Annotated in this window: 15 protein-coding genes; 7 read left to right on the top strand and 8 right to left on the bottom strand. The window is 62.7% G+C overall.

Going from position 1 to position 14,652, the window contains the following annotated elements; all coding sequences use genetic code 11:
- Positions 1-72 precede the first annotated feature (72 nt).
- Positions 73-921, top strand: coding sequence for a hypothetical protein (locus tag LDN82_RS19285; protein WP_224165473.1), 849 nt, complete (start codon positions 73-75; stop codon positions 919-921).
- 298 nt (positions 922-1,219) lie between these two features.
- On the top strand, positions 1,220-2,170 hold the full coding sequence (locus LDN82_RS19280; protein WP_224165472.1) for a hypothetical protein: 951 nt from the start codon (positions 1,220-1,222) through the stop codon (positions 2,168-2,170).
- Between the two features lie 92 nt (positions 2,171-2,262).
- On the opposite strand, the gene LDN82_RS19275 is transcribed toward LDN82_RS19280, so the two are convergent.
- Positions 2,263-2,811 carry a hypothetical protein gene (locus LDN82_RS19275; protein WP_224165471.1) on the bottom strand — a complete coding sequence of 183 codons (549 nt, stop codon included), beginning with the start codon at positions 2,809-2,811 and terminating at the stop codon, positions 2,263-2,265.
- 151 nt (positions 2,812-2,962) lie between these two features.
- On the opposite strand from LDN82_RS19275, the gene LDN82_RS19270 reads away from it, so the two are divergent.
- Positions 2,963-3,460: a sigma-70 family RNA polymerase sigma factor gene (locus LDN82_RS19270; protein ID WP_224165470.1), complete on the top strand. Its 498-nt coding sequence runs from the start codon at positions 2,963-2,965 to the stop codon at positions 3,458-3,460.
- Positions 3,457-4,131, top strand: coding sequence for a zf-HC2 domain-containing protein (locus LDN82_RS19265; RefSeq protein ID WP_224165469.1), 675 nt, complete (start codon positions 3,457-3,459; stop codon positions 4,129-4,131). Before LDN82_RS19270 ends, LDN82_RS19265 begins: the two co-directional genes overlap by 4 nt.
- A 36-nt stretch (positions 4,132-4,167) precedes the next feature.
- Here LDN82_RS19265 and LDN82_RS19260 read toward each other — a convergent pair whose 3' ends face one another.
- Genes LDN82_RS19260 through trmB form a run of 3 tightly spaced genes read right to left on the bottom strand, consistent with a single transcriptional unit; the run spans position 4,168 to position 5,967 of the window.
- Positions 4,168-4,650: an SRPBCC family protein gene (locus LDN82_RS19260; RefSeq protein WP_224165468.1), complete on the bottom strand. Its 483-nt coding sequence runs from the start codon at positions 4,648-4,650 to the stop codon at positions 4,168-4,170.
- A complete protein-coding gene (locus LDN82_RS19255; RefSeq protein ID WP_224165467.1) occupies positions 4,651-5,040 on the bottom strand; it encodes a hypothetical protein in 390 nt (129 codons plus the stop codon).
- A gap of 21 nt (positions 5,041-5,061) precedes the next feature.
- Positions 5,062-5,967 (bottom strand): tRNA (guanosine(46)-N7)-methyltransferase TrmB, encoded by a 906-nt coding sequence (trmB, locus tag LDN82_RS19250; protein WP_224165466.1) that lies wholly within the window; start codon positions 5,965-5,967, stop codon positions 5,062-5,064.
- 166 nt (positions 5,968-6,133) lie between these two features.
- On the opposite strand from trmB, the gene LDN82_RS19245 reads away from it, so the two are divergent.
- Positions 6,134-7,387: an MFS transporter gene (locus LDN82_RS19245; protein ID WP_224167578.1), complete on the top strand. Its 1,254-nt coding sequence runs from the start codon at positions 6,134-6,136 to the stop codon at positions 7,385-7,387.
- A gap of 71 nt (positions 7,388-7,458) precedes the next feature.
- On the opposite strand, the gene LDN82_RS19240 is transcribed toward LDN82_RS19245, so the two are convergent.
- Together LDN82_RS19240 and LDN82_RS19235 are read right to left on the bottom strand one after the other, a co-directional pair.
- A complete protein-coding gene (locus LDN82_RS19240; RefSeq protein WP_224165465.1) occupies positions 7,459-8,751 on the bottom strand; it encodes an MFS transporter in 1,293 nt (430 codons plus the stop codon).
- Between the two features lie 31 nt (positions 8,752-8,782).
- A complete protein-coding gene (locus tag LDN82_RS19235) occupies positions 8,783-10,000 on the bottom strand; it encodes a M20 family metallopeptidase (RefSeq protein WP_224165464.1) in 1,218 nt (405 codons plus the stop codon).
- Positions 10,001-10,140: 140 nt separating this feature from the next.
- Here LDN82_RS19235 and LDN82_RS19230 point away from each other — a divergent pair, with 140 nt between their 5' ends.
- Positions 10,141-11,178 carry an Lrp/AsnC family transcriptional regulator gene (locus tag LDN82_RS19230; protein WP_224089131.1) on the top strand — a complete coding sequence of 346 codons (1,038 nt, stop codon included), beginning with the start codon at positions 10,141-10,143 and terminating at the stop codon, positions 11,176-11,178.
- 77 nt (positions 11,179-11,255) lie between these two features.
- Here the strand turns inward: LDN82_RS19230 and LDN82_RS19225 are convergent, their stop codons facing one another.
- Positions 11,256-12,056 carry a class I SAM-dependent methyltransferase gene (locus LDN82_RS19225; protein ID WP_224165463.1) on the bottom strand — a complete coding sequence of 267 codons (801 nt, stop codon included), beginning with the start codon at positions 12,054-12,056 and terminating at the stop codon, positions 11,256-11,258.
- Between the two features lie 123 nt (positions 12,057-12,179).
- Between LDN82_RS19225 and LDN82_RS19220 the strand changes: the two genes are divergently transcribed.
- Positions 12,180-14,141 carry an FG-GAP-like repeat-containing protein gene (locus LDN82_RS19220; protein WP_224165462.1) on the top strand — a complete coding sequence of 654 codons (1,962 nt, stop codon included), beginning with the start codon at positions 12,180-12,182 and terminating at the stop codon, positions 14,139-14,141.
- On the opposite strand, the gene soxR is transcribed toward LDN82_RS19220, so the two are convergent.
- Complete coding sequence (gene soxR / locus LDN82_RS19215; RefSeq protein ID WP_224165461.1) at positions 14,138-14,608, bottom strand: redox-sensitive transcriptional activator SoxR; 471 nt, start codon at positions 14,606-14,608, stop codon at positions 14,138-14,140. The genes LDN82_RS19220 and soxR overlap by 4 nt on opposite strands.
- Between the last annotated feature and the right edge of the window lie 44 nt (positions 14,609-14,652).

The raw sequence follows: 14,652 nt of genomic DNA, 5'->3' as shown, positions 1-14,652 counted from the left end.
TTGCCGAACCGCTCCCATGCGTACGTTGAAAGGGTCCGGAGCACCAACAGCTTTCAGCAGTGAGGATTTCCCATGACTACCAACGAGTACCCCGTCGTCCTGAACAAGGCCAGCTTCGAAGCAGGCAATGCAGACGTAGTGGATTCCAACGTCAACGTCGTGAACCAGATGTATGCGGAGCTCCTCAACAGCGACGAAATCGCGTCCCCCGCGCTCAACAGCTACTTTGTTGATTTCTACCTGACACAGGCGTTGGCCGGTGGATTCGCCCAGTACGTGTTCACCGCCCCGGAGCGTGAAGAGTTGGACGCCTACGTGCGTGCCGGTTTGGAAGGCATGGGTGCCACCCGGCACCTGGACCTGTTCAACCGCACCGCTGCAGCCTTTGATGCGTTGAGTGAGGACGACGCCGAGGCCTACCTCGACGGCGAGCTGGACGATTCCGAAGCGCCCCTCGAGGCCGTCGTTGTCCTGGACGAGCTCGACGGCGAGTTCGAAGCCTTGCTGGAGGAAGAGGACATCATCGACCTCAACGCCGCTTACCTTCGGAACCAGCCCGGGCTGCTGGTTCTGGCTGACGAGGAGTTGGAAGCACACATCGCCAAGCGCGTTGCCCTGATTCCGGACCTTGCCGAGCGCCAAGCCGAAGCTGACGAAGAAGCCCTCGCCAACGCACCCGAGTTTGAGGTCATCATCCGGGAACTGTGCGACGTGGCCGGCTACGCGCTGCAGAAGATCACCATGGGAGACCCCAACTACGAGCACGACGGCGTGAAGACCCTCGCCTGGCACTTCTCCACCGACCACGGCGACTACATCATGGTGGAGGACGACGAGGAAGCCTTCATGATCCACCCTGAGACCAAGGAAATCATCGCGGCGGTGGAGTTCGAAGAGTCCGACGAACTAGCGGACGCGTAGAGCGCAGCGTTGCAGGCTTCACCCCCGCAGGGCTGAGTTCGCGGGAAAGACCCGCCGGGATCGCCGGAACGCTCCGCAATCGCCGTAGCGTTCCGGCGATCCCGCGCTTTTCGGGCGATTTGGCTGTCACCCCTGCGGTGATGGTAGGCCTGGCGTCTCCTCACTTCGCTGGAAACGTGCGCGTTCATGGGCAAACTTCCGGCGTATTCGCATCGTTCCCGGAGCCTCGGCACTCGGATGTCCACATAGCGTCGCGCACCCCTTTAAGGACTGGATGCTTCGTCGGCATGCTAAGGCCATGGATCCAACATCATCGCCTGAAAGCACCACCCCGTTAGTCCACCTGCTTCCTGTGCGCGGGTACATGTGGAGAACCGACGAGTTACTCCGCTTCGGCCTAAACAGTCGAAAGGTCAAGGCCCTGGTGGACTCCGGTGAGCTGCACCGCTTGAGGTACGGCTGCTACATCAGGGGCAGCAAGTGGAATGCACTGGGTCCGAGGAGACAGGCCAAGGAGCGGATCCTGGCACATGCGCACGCGACGCTGACAACGTCAACAGGCGGTTTCGTCTACAGCCATTTGTCGGCGGCACGACTCCACGGCCTGTTTGTGTGGGGCGTGGATGACAAGGTTCATGTTCTGCACACGACCAGGCCTTCCTCCGACAGATGGGGCAAGGACGTTCGGGGACACACAGAAAGCTTCACTGAGGACGAGGTCGTGCAGGTTCAGGGTTTGCGGGCGACCACACTCGAACGCACCATCTTTGACAGTGCAAGGATGCTTAGCTATCCCAAAGCACTGGTGATTATGGATCATGGACTACGCATCGGCGCTGATAGAAGCAGGCTGACCTCCTTGGCCACGGTCTCCTCCGGGAAGCGGGGTATCCGCACGCTGCGCAAGGCTTTGGACAACGCAGACCCCCGCTCCGAGTCTGCTGGCGAGACGCTTACCCGTGAGTTGATGCAAAGGCTCAGCATCAGGCCCCCACAGCCACAATTCGAGGTGCAGTCCCGATTGGGTCGCCATCGCATGGATTTCGCTTGGGAAGAGCAAAAACTGGCTCTGGAGTTTGACGGTCGCACTAAATACTTCGACTTCAATCCGACAGAGGAGGTCATCTTTCAAGAACGACGGCGGGAAAAGGCACTCGTCGAGGAGGGATGGCGGTTTATCCGGATCGAGTGGAAGGACCTGTTTCAAGAGCGCGCCTTCAAGGAACGCATCCTTCGGGCACTCAGGTGATGCGGCCTGAGCGCGAGTGCGTGGGAACCCTGCCTGTACGCACGTAACCCTTCGGCGACACGGCAGGCTTCCCACGATCTCGGTGTCACGCTTCAGTATCCCGAGGCGGCGCCCTTGATCATCTCGCCGCTGGGGCTTACCAGGTACCAGACGTTCATCACGCCCTGGCCGTTGACGTCGCCCGGAGCCTTGTCCTTGGCGTAGTAGTACAGCGGCATGCCATTGAGTGTGACCTGCTTCTTCCCGTCAGGGGTAGCTATGGTTCCCACGGTGCCACTGACGCCTTCAACAGCCGGCTTGTCCGACGTCGTCGTGAACACCGGCCAAGCGGCCAGGCAGGCGCCCGTGCATGCACTGGTTCCTGAATCCTTGACGTCCTTGGTGAAGAAGTACAGGCTCATGCCCTTGCTGTCCACCACGATCTGCCCGGCGCTGGATGATGCAACTTTCATCTCCGCGCCTGCCGCGGCCGGACTGGACATTGCGTCCGTACTTGGGGACATGGAGGTAGGTGCCGTCGAGGAAGTGGCGGCCGTCGGCGCGGTAGTAGACGTGCCGCTTGTCCCGGGGCTTCCGGCGCAACCGGCAAGAGCCACGGCGAAAACCACTGCGCCGAGTCCAACGCTGAGTCTATTTCTCATCTTTAGCTCCTTTGACGGGCCGGCCGGAATGGGTCGGCGCTAACCCCTACGACGCAGGCGGGGGAAGAATGGTTCAAGGAACTGAACCTTTTCGCTGCACGTGGCGTCGTATGGGGGTAGGGCAGCAGGAAACAAGGCGAAGGAGGTGGCTATGCCGTTGGACGAGGACGTGGTGGCGGCAATCTACCGCGATCACGGCACGGCCCTGAAACGCTTTGTGCTCAGCTGCACCTCGGACACGCACCAAGCAGACGACGTCGTGCAGGAAACCATCCTCAAGGTGTGGCAGCACGCGCCGGAGATCACGGGCAGTCTGCGCAGCTACCTCTTCCGGACTGCCCGCAACGTCATCATCGACAACTACAGGAAGGCCCAGAGGCGCCCTGTTGAGGCAGGCGAGCACGACTTTCCAGACCACGTTGCGACGGAACGCGTTGATGAGCTCCTGAACCGAGTCCTCATGGAAGAGGCGCTCCTGCGGCTCAGCCACGAACACCGCGAGGTCCTTGTGGCCCTGCACTACCAGCGGTTCACCGTCAGTGAGGCAGCGCTGCAGCTGAACATACCTGCCGGAACCGTGAAATCCAGGGCTTTCTATGCTGTGAAAGCCCTCCGAACGATCCTTGATGAAATGGGGGTGGAACGATGAACGGCAACACCGTCCACCAATTGCTGGGCGCCTACCTGCTGGGAGGGCTCGACCCCGAGGAGGCCCGCTCTTTTGAAGAGCACCTCGCCGGATGTGCTGCCTGCCGGCGCGAACTCGAGGAGTTGGAAAGCCTCCCCGCGCTGCTCGACGCCGTTCCTGCCTCCGACGCCGTCGCACTCACCGTGACGGGTACCGCCGGTGCCCTCTCACCCTTGGAGCTGGGCCGGGAAGCATTGCCGCAGAAGATCCTGGTTGACCTTGCGGCACGCAGGAAGAAATCACGACGCCGGTGGGCGGCTTTCGTGGGGGCGGTCGCCGCTGCATGCCTGGCACTTGGCTTCCTTGCGGGCCCGCTGCTGAACCAACCACCAAAACCCGATGCCAGCTACTCGGTCCAGTCCGAAACGGGGCTCCAGCTGACAGTGGGCATGGTCAAGAAGACCTGGGGCACCCAGCTTGAGGTCGAAGGCAAGAGCATGCCGCTCGAAGGAACGCTCTACCTCTGGGTGAAGGGCCGGGACGGGGCGGAAGAGCGCACCTGCGGCTGGACGGCAACGCCGAGTGGCCGCATCAAGATCACTGGCGCTACGCCCGTGCAGCTTGGCGGTATAGCCGGAGTGGAACTTCGGGATGAGGCCGAAAAGACAGTGGCCTCAATATCGGTGCCGTAGATTTCGGTGCCGTAGATCTCAGTGCAGGTCTAGGTCTTAGTGCAGCAGGTTTGCCCGCAGCTCGGTTACGAGGGCTGGGTCTTCGCAAGCCCGTGCAAATGCTTCGATCCGGCGCTCGATTTCGCGGCCCAACAACCAGCTCCCGATTCTCTCTGCCACGGGCTTCACCCAAGCCGGGCGGCAGGAAAAGGTGTACTTCCAGACCGCCCGGGTGCCGCCGTCGTCGGGGGTGAACCGCCAGCCGCCGCCGAAGTTCTCGAAGAACCAAGGCCCGGACACCATGGTCATTCCTACGTTTCGGGGAGGGACGTACGAGACGTACTCGCTGACCATTTTCAGTCCCATACGGGACACGGTTCGTGTGCGGACTCCCTTGCCTGCTTCCTTGGCTCCGTCCACGAAACTTTGGGCCGAAATGAACGGATCCCATCTGAGCCTGAATTCACCAGCGGTCTGCGAGAGTGCGAAGGCTGTTTCGGGATCCAAACGGATGAACCGCTCGGCGCGGACCTGTGGCATTCAGGACCCCTGCCCTGAACCGAGCACCAGGAGCACCATGAAGGCAACGCCAAAAACATTGACCGCCATGATCGCCAGTCCGATGATCCCCGTGATGCGGCCGGCATTCATGCGCCCCGCCCGAAACACGGCGATCAGGCCACTGACGACGGAAACAATGGCAAGAATCACGGCAACCAGCGCCAGAATGAGCGCACTGAACCACCAGACGTCGTTGCCCGGGTTGTAGCGGCTCATCGCCGAAGCGACAGCGGCGACGCCCAGGGGAATGCTGACCACTGCGGCAATCGGCGAGAGGATCGCGGAGACGATGCTTGTGATGCCAGCACCCAACCCCGGTGTCCTGGACCGTTGCTGCTGGTAGTACTCAACCGGTGGCTGATAGCTCATATTTCCCCCAAAGTCCGTGCGCTAGATCTTGCGATACGTGAGGTCGAAAATCATACGCCCGGCCTCGTGGGCTTTGTTTTCAAAGCTGGTGCGGATACGGCCCTCGAACCTGGGGGCCCAGCCGCCTTCCTCGTCCACGCCCTCGTTCGGACCCGTATGTTCAGTGCTGACAGGCGCCCGGCCTTCCCGGACCGGCGCCCCTCCCACAACAGACTCGACGCCGGACTGCCACACTTGCGTCAGAGGGCTCTCCTCGCCCCTGCGCTCGCCTTCGTGCATGTTCTCAAATTCCGTTGAGCCTGCAAGAACCTCGCGGACGTGTACGGCGTAGTTGGACCAGTCGGTGGCAATGCGCCAGTAGCCCCCTTTTTCCAGAGCCTTGGCGGCCACGGAAGCGAAAGCCGGCTGGATCAGGCGGCGCTTATGGTGGCGTGCCTTGTGCCATGGATCGGGGAAGAACACCCAGAGCTCACTGACCGAACCGGCAGGAAGCATCGACTCCAAAACTTCGGGCGCATTGGCTTCCACCACGCGCACATTGGTCAGGCCACGGCTGTTGATCTTGATGATGGTGTTGGCCAGGCCCGGAGTGTAAACCTCGACAGCCAGGAAGTCCTTGTCCGGATTCTGTTCGGCGGCATGGACCACGGCGTCACCCAAACCCGAACCGATCTCGACGATCAGGGGAGCTTTGCGCCCAAACACTGCCTCGGCGTCGAACGTGTAATCGGGGTGGACTGAGGTGTTGGCGACGTGACGCGGAACCTGGACGGCCCAACGCTCGGCGTGCTCCTCCCACGCGGCCTGCCTGCGGCCCTGCAAACGGGTGCCGCGGCGCACGAAACTGACCGGCCGGCCGCCGTACGTTCCGAAGGAAGCCTGGCTGCCGGGCGTGACTGGTCGCGGGGAATCTGGGGTTTCACTCATCCATTCCAGAATACTTGGGTTCCGGTGGGCGGATGGCTGGCCCAGACGAGGCCGTCGCGGTCACATCACGCTCTTGGGCAGCAGATCGGACACGGCTGACAGAATAGGACGTGTGACCTCCTCGAACAGGCCAGGCGTCGCAGATACAAGCGGCCAGGCAGAACCGATCCGCTACCCGGCCCTTCGCCCCGAAATCGCCGTGGATGCCGAGATCGACGACGTCCCGCCCGCCCCACCTACGCAGCTCCGCTCCAAGAGGGGCCTGATCTACCTCGGCATCTGCCTGGTCCTGATCGGCCTGAACCTGCGGACGGTCTTCTCGAGTTTCTCGGCTGTCCTCCCGGAAATAACGTCCGACGCCGGACTGCCGGGCTGGGCGGTGGTGGTCCTCACCACCGTTCCCGTGACATTGTTGGGCGTTTTCGCACCCCTGGCCCCTGTACTGGCGAGGCGGTTCGGTGCAGAACGGGTACTGCTCGGTGCGTTGGCTGTTCTCACGGCGGGACTCTTGCTCAGGCCAACGGAGGTTCCGGGAACCGGGCACCTTCCAGCACTCCTAGCCGGAACGGCAGCGTGCGGAGCGGCCATCGCCCTTTGCAACGTACTCCTGCCGGGCGTGGTCAAGAGAGACTTCCCGCACAGGCTCGGGCTCATGGGCGGCCTGTACACCACGGCGATCTGTGCGTCCGCGGCTCTTGGTGCCGGGTTCACTTTTCCGGTTTTTACGGCAACCGGCCAGTGGACTTCGGCGCTGTGGTCCTGGGCGGTGCCTGCCGGCGTCGTGCTGTTGCTCTTCCTTCCGCTGGCCGTCCGGCAGCACGCCGTTCGGCACCAGGCGGTCCGTGGCGGCGTGAACGTGTGGCGGTCGGGCGTGGCCTGGCAGGTCACGCTGTTCATGGTGCTGCAGGCCATGATGTCGTTCAGCGTGTTCGCGTGGCTGGCGCCGATCCTGAGGGACCGCGGCGTCGATGGCGGAACGGCAGGGCTGATTGTGTCGGTGTCGATCGTGCTGCAGATGCTGGGTTCACTTTTCGCCCCCGCCCTGGCCACCAGGTTCAAGGATCAGAGGGTGATCAACACCGTGGTGGCCCTGATGACCGGCGGTGGCTTCGCCCTCAGCATCTTCGGACCGACTGGGCTGATCTGGATCTGGACCGGACTGCTGGGCCTCGGCCAGGGCTCGCTCACGGCTGTTGCCCTCACGATGATCATGGTCCGCACCCGCGACGCCCATACTGCCGCGCACTTGTCCGGGATGATGCAGGGCGTCGGCTACGGAGTGGGATCGGTGGGAACGCTGCTGGTGGGGCAGCTCCACCAAGCCACGGGCGGATTCGCGGCCGCCGGAATCCTGTTCCTTGTGGTCGGAGCGCTGGCTGCCTTCTTCGGCTACCGGGCAGGTCGCGACAAGTCCGTTTAACCCAAGTAAGTCGCAGCAGATGCCGTTTTGACCGCTCAAAATGGCATCTGCTGCGACTTACTTGGGAGAACCTAGTGGGTTAGGTCCTTGCCCTTGGTCTCGGGGATCGAGAAGGCGAACGCGATGCCGATCACCAGCAGGATCACTGCGTAGACGTTGAACAGGTAACCCTGGCCAACGCTGGCCAGCCAGGTCTGGAGGTACGGAGCAGTGCCACCGAAGGCAGCCACGCAGATGGAGTACGGGACGCCGACGCCAACAGTGCGGATGTGCGTCGGGAACAGTTCGGCGTAGACGGCCGGGACAATCGACGCGCTACCAGCAATGAAGAACAGCATCACGGACATGGACACGGTCAGCTGCCACGGGGAATCCTTGAGCAGCCACGTCATGGGGAAGTGCATGAGCATGGCACCGATGGACGAGCCGATCAGGACAGGCTTGCGGCCAATGCGGTCCGACAGCTTGCCCCAGAAGGGGAGTGCGGCGATGAAGACGACATTGGCGATCACGCCGGCCCAGAGCGCTGCACCGCGGTCCATCTTCAACGTGGTGGCTGCGTAGCTCGGAGCCACGACACCCCAGATGTAGTAGACCACCGTGAGGCCAACCGTCAGGCCGATGACCTGCAGTGCCTGCTTGCGGTACTTGACGATCTGCGGCCACATCGGCAGGCGCTTTTCCTTGGGCGTCTCGGCCTCGAATGCGTGGGTTTCCTTCATCTTGGCCCGCATGAACAGCGCGTAGACGCCCAGTGCACCACCGATGAGGAACGGAATGCGCCAACCCCATGCGCTCATGTCGTCCTTGGTCAGGACAGCCGTGAGGATCGCGCCGAGCAGAGTTCCGGCCAGAATGCCGGCGGTGCCGGACGTGTAGATGAGCGTCGCCCAGAAGCCGCGCTTTTCCTTGGGTGCCATCTCGGACAGGTACGTTTGCGACGACGGCAGCTCACCACCGTGGGCAAGGCCCTGGATGAGCCTGGCGAGCAGGAGCATCACGGATGCGAACGCGCCCACAGCCTGGAACGTCGGAGCGATGCCGATGAGGAGGCTGCCGAGAGCGCCGAGGGCAACAGCTACCGTCATGGACGTCTTGCGGCCGATGCGGTCGCCGATCCAGCCGAACAGGAAACCGCCGAACGGCCGGGCAACAAACCCGACGGCGAAGATCGCCAAGGTGGACAGCACAGCTGATGTTGGGTCTGCCTGGCTGAACAGTGCGCTCGCGATGAACGGCGAGAACGTGGCGTAGATGGCCCAGTCGTACCATTCAACGGCGTTGCCAATGCCTGTTCCTACGAGGGTTCGCAGGTGGGATTTGTGGACCTTGACTTCGGTGGACGTTCCAACGGTGGCGGTCATGTGTTTCTCCAAGGTGGGGTGGGGCTGGGAGTTAGTTGGCGGCGAGGGTCGCGATGCGGGATACGGCGAGTTCGGCGTAGAGGGCAGCGCCGTCGGTGAGGACGCCGTCGTCGAACGTCGCGTACGGCGAGTGGTTGAAGGGCGACGTCGCGTGGTCGGTGCCGGGGGTAACGGCACTGAGCCCGACGAAGGTTCCCGGAACCTCGGCCAGGACGCGGGAGAAGTCCTCGGAACCACCCAGGGGAGTTGCCATCCGGGTGAGTCGGGACTCGCCGAACATGCCGGCGATGACCTTTTCCGCGGTGTTCGTTTCGTCCTCGTCGTTGATGGTGAGGGGGTATTCCTGTTGGTAATCCACATCAACCTCCAAACCGTGGGCTGCAGCGATGCCTTGGAGCAGCTTGGGTACTACCTCCATCATCTTCTGCCGGGACTCTTCGGAGAAGGTCCTGATGGTGGCTTCGATGCGGGCGGTCTCCGGGATCACGTTCCGCTTGGTTCCGGCGTGAAGCACGCCGACGGTGAGGACAACGGGATCGAACATGTTGAACTGGCGGGTCACCATGACCTGGAGGGCGGTGACCATTTCCGCTGCTGCGGTCACGGGGTCCTTGGCTGAATGGGGTGCAGAGCCATGCCCGCCGGCGCCAAGCACAGTCACCACGAGTCCGTCCGAGGAACTGAGCATCACACCGTTCTTGGTGACGAACTGGCCATGGGGTTCCAGCGCGGAGAAGACGTGCATGCCGTAGGCCGTATCTGCCCGTCGGCCGGCAGCATCCAGGACGCCTTCGTTGATCATGTAGCTGGCGCCGTCGAAGCCTTCTTCGCCGGGCTGGAACATGAGGACGACGTCGCCGGCCAGCTGATCACGACGTTCAGCCAGGAGGGTAGCTGCTCCGGCGAGCATGGACGTGTGGAGGTCGTGGCCACAGGCGTGCATCGCGCCATCGACACGGGAGGTGTAGTCAACGCCGGTGGTTTCCTGGACCGGAAGGCCATCCATGTCTGCGCGCAACAACACCACGGGCTTCTCGGCTGACGCATGAGCAGCGCCACCGCGCAGAACCGCGGTGACCGACGTCGTGTCCTTGCCCAAGGTGATCTCGTACGGGAGTCCGTCGAGTGCCTTCAGTACTTTTTCCTGGGTACGGGGGAGTTGCAGGCCGATCTCCGGTTCGCGGTGGAGGTCGTGGCGGAGACGGACGATGTCGTCCTGGAGTTCCTTGGCGTCGGCGGCGATGGTCATGTGTTCTCCTGCTCGTGCTGGGGGTATAGGTTCTTCCTGCAATTCTGTGGTGACTGAACTCACAATTCTGAAAACATCTATAAAAATGCACGAAAGGCCCAGAAACGCAGGATTCATGCACTGTTTGCGAGAATGAACTCATGGAACTCAGTGAAGAGGATTTACGCCTCGTCAATGCCCTGCAGATTTCGCCCCGCATCAGCTGGTCCGACGCCGGCGAAGTCCTCGGCGTCCACGCCACAACCTTGGCCGCGCGGTGGGACCGCCTGAAGGCTGCCGGTGCGGCATGGACCACTGCGCATCTCATGGGCGATCCGAAGAACATGTGCCTTGCCATGGTGGACATCGACTGCGAAATGGATCTCCGGCCGCAGGTCACGGCAGCCCTGGCAGAGCTCCCCGAGGTCATCACCGTCGAAGAAGCGGCCAGCAACCGCGACCTCACACTCACGGTCATCACCCAGGACCTCGATCAGTTCAGCACCAGCCTGCTGCCGCGGCTCAAGGAAGTCCGGGGGCTCACCAAGTACCACACGTCGCTGTGTACACGCATCCACACCAGTGGCTATGCGTGGCGGCTGAATGTGCTCACGAAGGGGGAACAGCAGGCGCTCCGGGCACTGGCGGGGCCTGAATCAGCCAACCCGTCGGCTCCCGACGTCATCGTCGTGCCGCTACCGGAGAGCCATCTGGCCCTCATCCCGTTCCTTTCCCGTGACGGACGTGCTTCTGCTGCTGAGATTGCGCGGGCTCTGGGGCGCCATCCCGCCACGGTGCAACGCCAGTTGGGGCGGGTGCTGAGCAGCAGGATGCTCTCCTTCCGCTGTGAGATCGCCCAAAAATTCTCCGGTTTCCCCATCACCGTTCAGTGGTTTGCAAACGTTCCGGCGGGCCAACACGAAGCCGCCGCGACGGAACTGCGTTCGGTCCGGAATGTCAGGTTCTCGGCGTCCACCACCGGACGCACCAACTTCACCATGATCATGTGGCTTCGGTCGCTGGCCGAGATCATGGAGATGGAACTCGCCATCCAGCAGCGGATCCCGGGCATCGAACTCGTGGAGAGTGTGGTCATGTTGAACACGGCCAAACGGGTTGGCTGGATGCTGAACCCGGACTCGACCGCCACAGGGACAGTGGTGGCACCGTACGGGGAACTGCTGCCGGAAACTGCATAAGTTCTTGCCGGAGCTGACGCCCGGGCCCGAGCTGGCGACGACGGCGTGGCCGGCCTGGGGTGCCGGTTCCGCCAGCATCAGGGGTGCTTCGTGGCCCGCAGGACGGTGTCCAAAACAGTAGCCGCCCCGCCTTCTGGGCCGGTGACGGTGCGTTCCCGGGAAGTAAGGACGTTGACGAACCACGGCTCGCGGTCCAGGCGAAGCGCCCCAGCCAACTGTTCCGGCGAGAAAAACATGCCCGTTTCACGGTGGTGGCTCCACGGAGCGAGCCCATGAGGGTGATGTCCGACCACCAACAACGTCCCGCCCGGAGCCACAGCCGCTGCCGCGGAAGCCACGGAGTCGCGCCACGGCAGGAGGGGGCTGTGGAGGAATTGTGCCGATACGAGGTCAAAGATGGGTTCCGGCTTCCATTCGGCAAGGTCCTGCTGCTGCCAGGTAATCCGGTCGGCGTAACCCGACTCCGATGCGTGGGCTGCGGCCCGTTCAAGCGCGACGGCCGAAACATCCATGCCGGTGACCGTCCAACCCTGCGCGGCAAGCCAGATGGCGTCTGCACCTTCGCCGCAGCCCAGGTCCAGGGCCGTTCCGGCGCGGAGGCCGGCCACTTCGGCGACCAACTGGGGATTCGGATTTCCGCTCCAGACCTTTGGACGCTCCTTGTACATGCCGTCCCACATGTCAGCGGCGTTGTCGGCGTCCTCGTGGAGGTTGAGCCCGCCATGCCGCGGTCCACTGTGGTCAGTGTCCTGATGGGCGTTCTCGTGTGTGCTGCCAAGGGTGCTGCCGGAGGTGCCGTCCGTGGGGTGGGGAGTGCCGCCGTCGTGAGTGTGTTCAGCCATAAGCCAAGCGTGCCGTGAGCAGGCTAGGAAAGGCAACGCCCGTTGCTGCTTCGGCAAAACACACATACGAACAAAATGATCTGGTTTTTCCATTTGATGGTGACTAGCGTTTGAGCCAAGCGCCGGACACAAGTCAGTGGCGCATGAAACGGGGGATTCATGATGTTCCGGACGCCTATATTCACTGCGCGTGCTGCCTTTGTGGCTTTGGCGGCGGCCTTAACGCTTATGGCTTCAGGGTTACCGGCCCAGGCCAATCCGCTAAAGCCCGACGCCGTCGCGGCAGCCACCGTGCCAACCGTCGCACCCATGGCGACTTTCGGGACGCCTTACAGGATCGAGGTTCCCAGCCCCAACTTTGCTGAGGCGAGTCCGGACGGCCGCAAGCTGTTCACAGTGTCCGGCTCCGGGGCGTTCGCCACGATCGACGTTGCCACCAGCACCGTGACTGCGAGTATCGATGTCCGGGATGTTACTGCCATGAAGGTCAGCCCTGACGGCGCCAAGGTTTACCTGGCAACAAGCGAGTCCCAGGAGCACTTCCTGACTGTCGTGGACACCGCCGCCATAACGGTCGTGGACATACCGGTGGACGGCCCGGTCTTCAGCCTCGCATTTACTCCCGACGCGTCCAGGGTTTACGCGGCTGTGTATGGGACGCCGGCGGACACGGGCTCGACGCCGGGCTCGGTTGCGGTCATCGATGTGGCGACGGCGTCCGTGGTTTCCTCGATTCCCGTTGGTCGCGAGCCCACGCAGGTACTTGTGACGCCGGATGGGGCCAAGGTCTTCGCACTGAATCTGCTGGACCAGTCGGTTTCCGCCATCGAGACGTCGACGAACACGGTGACCAGCACCATTCCGCTCGGCGGGACGTCAACCGGAGGATCCATGTCTCCGGACGGATCCAGGCTGTACTATCCCAAGCTCGAAGGCGGGATCGCCATCGCAGGCGTCACCACGAATACCGTGATCGGGGAAGTGGTGACCCAATCCGTGGCCACCGCACCAAGTTTCACCCCTGATGGTTCACGGGCCTTCGTGGTGGACCAGCGCCCCAATGACTATTACGTGGCTGAAGTCGATCTTCAAGGGAATTCACTGAGGCCGGTCAGTCTCTCTGAGGGCCCGGTCATGAACATGGGGCCCCTCACGGTCCAGGTCAGCCCGGATGGCCGACGACTCTATGTGCTTGGCCACAGCATCAATGTCCTCAGCTTGCCGACGCTCAAGCCTGCGGGCGTCATCAACCTGGATGACGGGTTGCTTCCACGTCAATTTGTCATAGTTCCGGACGGCTCCATGGGGTACGTCGTTCCTGGCAACCAGGGCGATTACGTCGTGGCTGTTAGTACAGGACAGCCGGAGAATGTGTGGAAGGACTACAACTCTGACGGCGCCACGGATGTTCTGGCGAGGGACTCCGCCGGCGGCCTGTGGCTGTACCCCGGAAACGGCAATAAAGGCTGGCTGCCCCGTTCACAGGTTGGCTCCGGTTGGAACATCATGAACCTGTTGATGGCCTCAGGCGACTTTGACGGTGACGGCAAACCGGACGTCCTGGCACGCGACGAGGCTGGTGATTTGTGGCTGTATCCGGGCGACGGCAATGCTGATTGGCTGCCCCGCTCCAAAGTCGGCGTTGGCTGGAACGCGATGACCGCCGTCGTGGCCCCAGGCGATTTCGATGACGATGGAAAAGCCGATGTCCTTGCCCGGGACAGTGCTGGTGACCTCTGGCTGTATCCGGGGAACGGCTCAGGTGGCTGGCTTCCCAAATCGAAGGTCGGCACGGGCTGGAACGTGATGACGGCCATCATGGGGCCGGGAAACCTGCGTTCGCCAGGGCGCGATGTCCTTGCCCGGGATACGTGGGGAACTCTGTTCCTTTACGAACCGGACGGCACGGGCGGCTGGCATCAGCCGCTGCTGGTTGGCATTGAGTGGAACGTCATGTCTGCCATCGTCACGCCGGGCGACTTCGACAGCGACGACGTGCCGGACATCCTGGCGCGCGACGCCAGCGGGACCCTGTGGCTCTACCCAGGGCAGGGCTTCGGGGGATACTCGCCGCGCGTGCAGGTGGGAGTGGGATGGAACGTCATGACGGCGATCATCTAATGCGGCTGGCCGGACAGGTTCCAGCGTTGCGCTCCTGCCCCGGTCGCCCCCAGCTCGTCGGCCGGATTCTGAAGCGTGCACGATTTCAGGCTCAGGCAACCGCAACCGATGCAGCCATCCAGATCGTTCCGCAGGTGTTGCAGCGCAGCAATCCGTTCGTCGAGTTCCTTGCGCCACCGCGACGACAACCGTGTCCAGTCCCGTTTGGTGGGCGTCCGTCCGTCCGGCAGGGAGTCCAGCGCCTCGCGGATGTCCTTCAGAGGAAGGCCAACTCTTTGCGATGTTTTGATGAAAGCCACCCTCCGCAGCGTTTCACGCCGGTACCGCCGCTGGTTTCCGGCCGTGCGTTCAGCTGTGATGAGCCCATTTCGTTCATAGAAGTGAAGGGCCGACGGCGATACCCCACTCCGCTCGGAAAGCTCGCCAATGCTCAGGGGCCGATGGGCGCTGCCGGGAACTTGTGGCATGGCTGGTCCTCCGGTGCTGGTCGTGGTGGATTGACCTCAACATT

Source organism: Arthrobacter sp. StoSoilA2, assembly GCF_019977195.1.
GTDB lineage: Bacteria > Actinomycetota > Actinomycetes > Actinomycetales > Micrococcaceae > Arthrobacter.
This window is presented reverse-complemented; position numbering and strand designations above follow the sequence as displayed.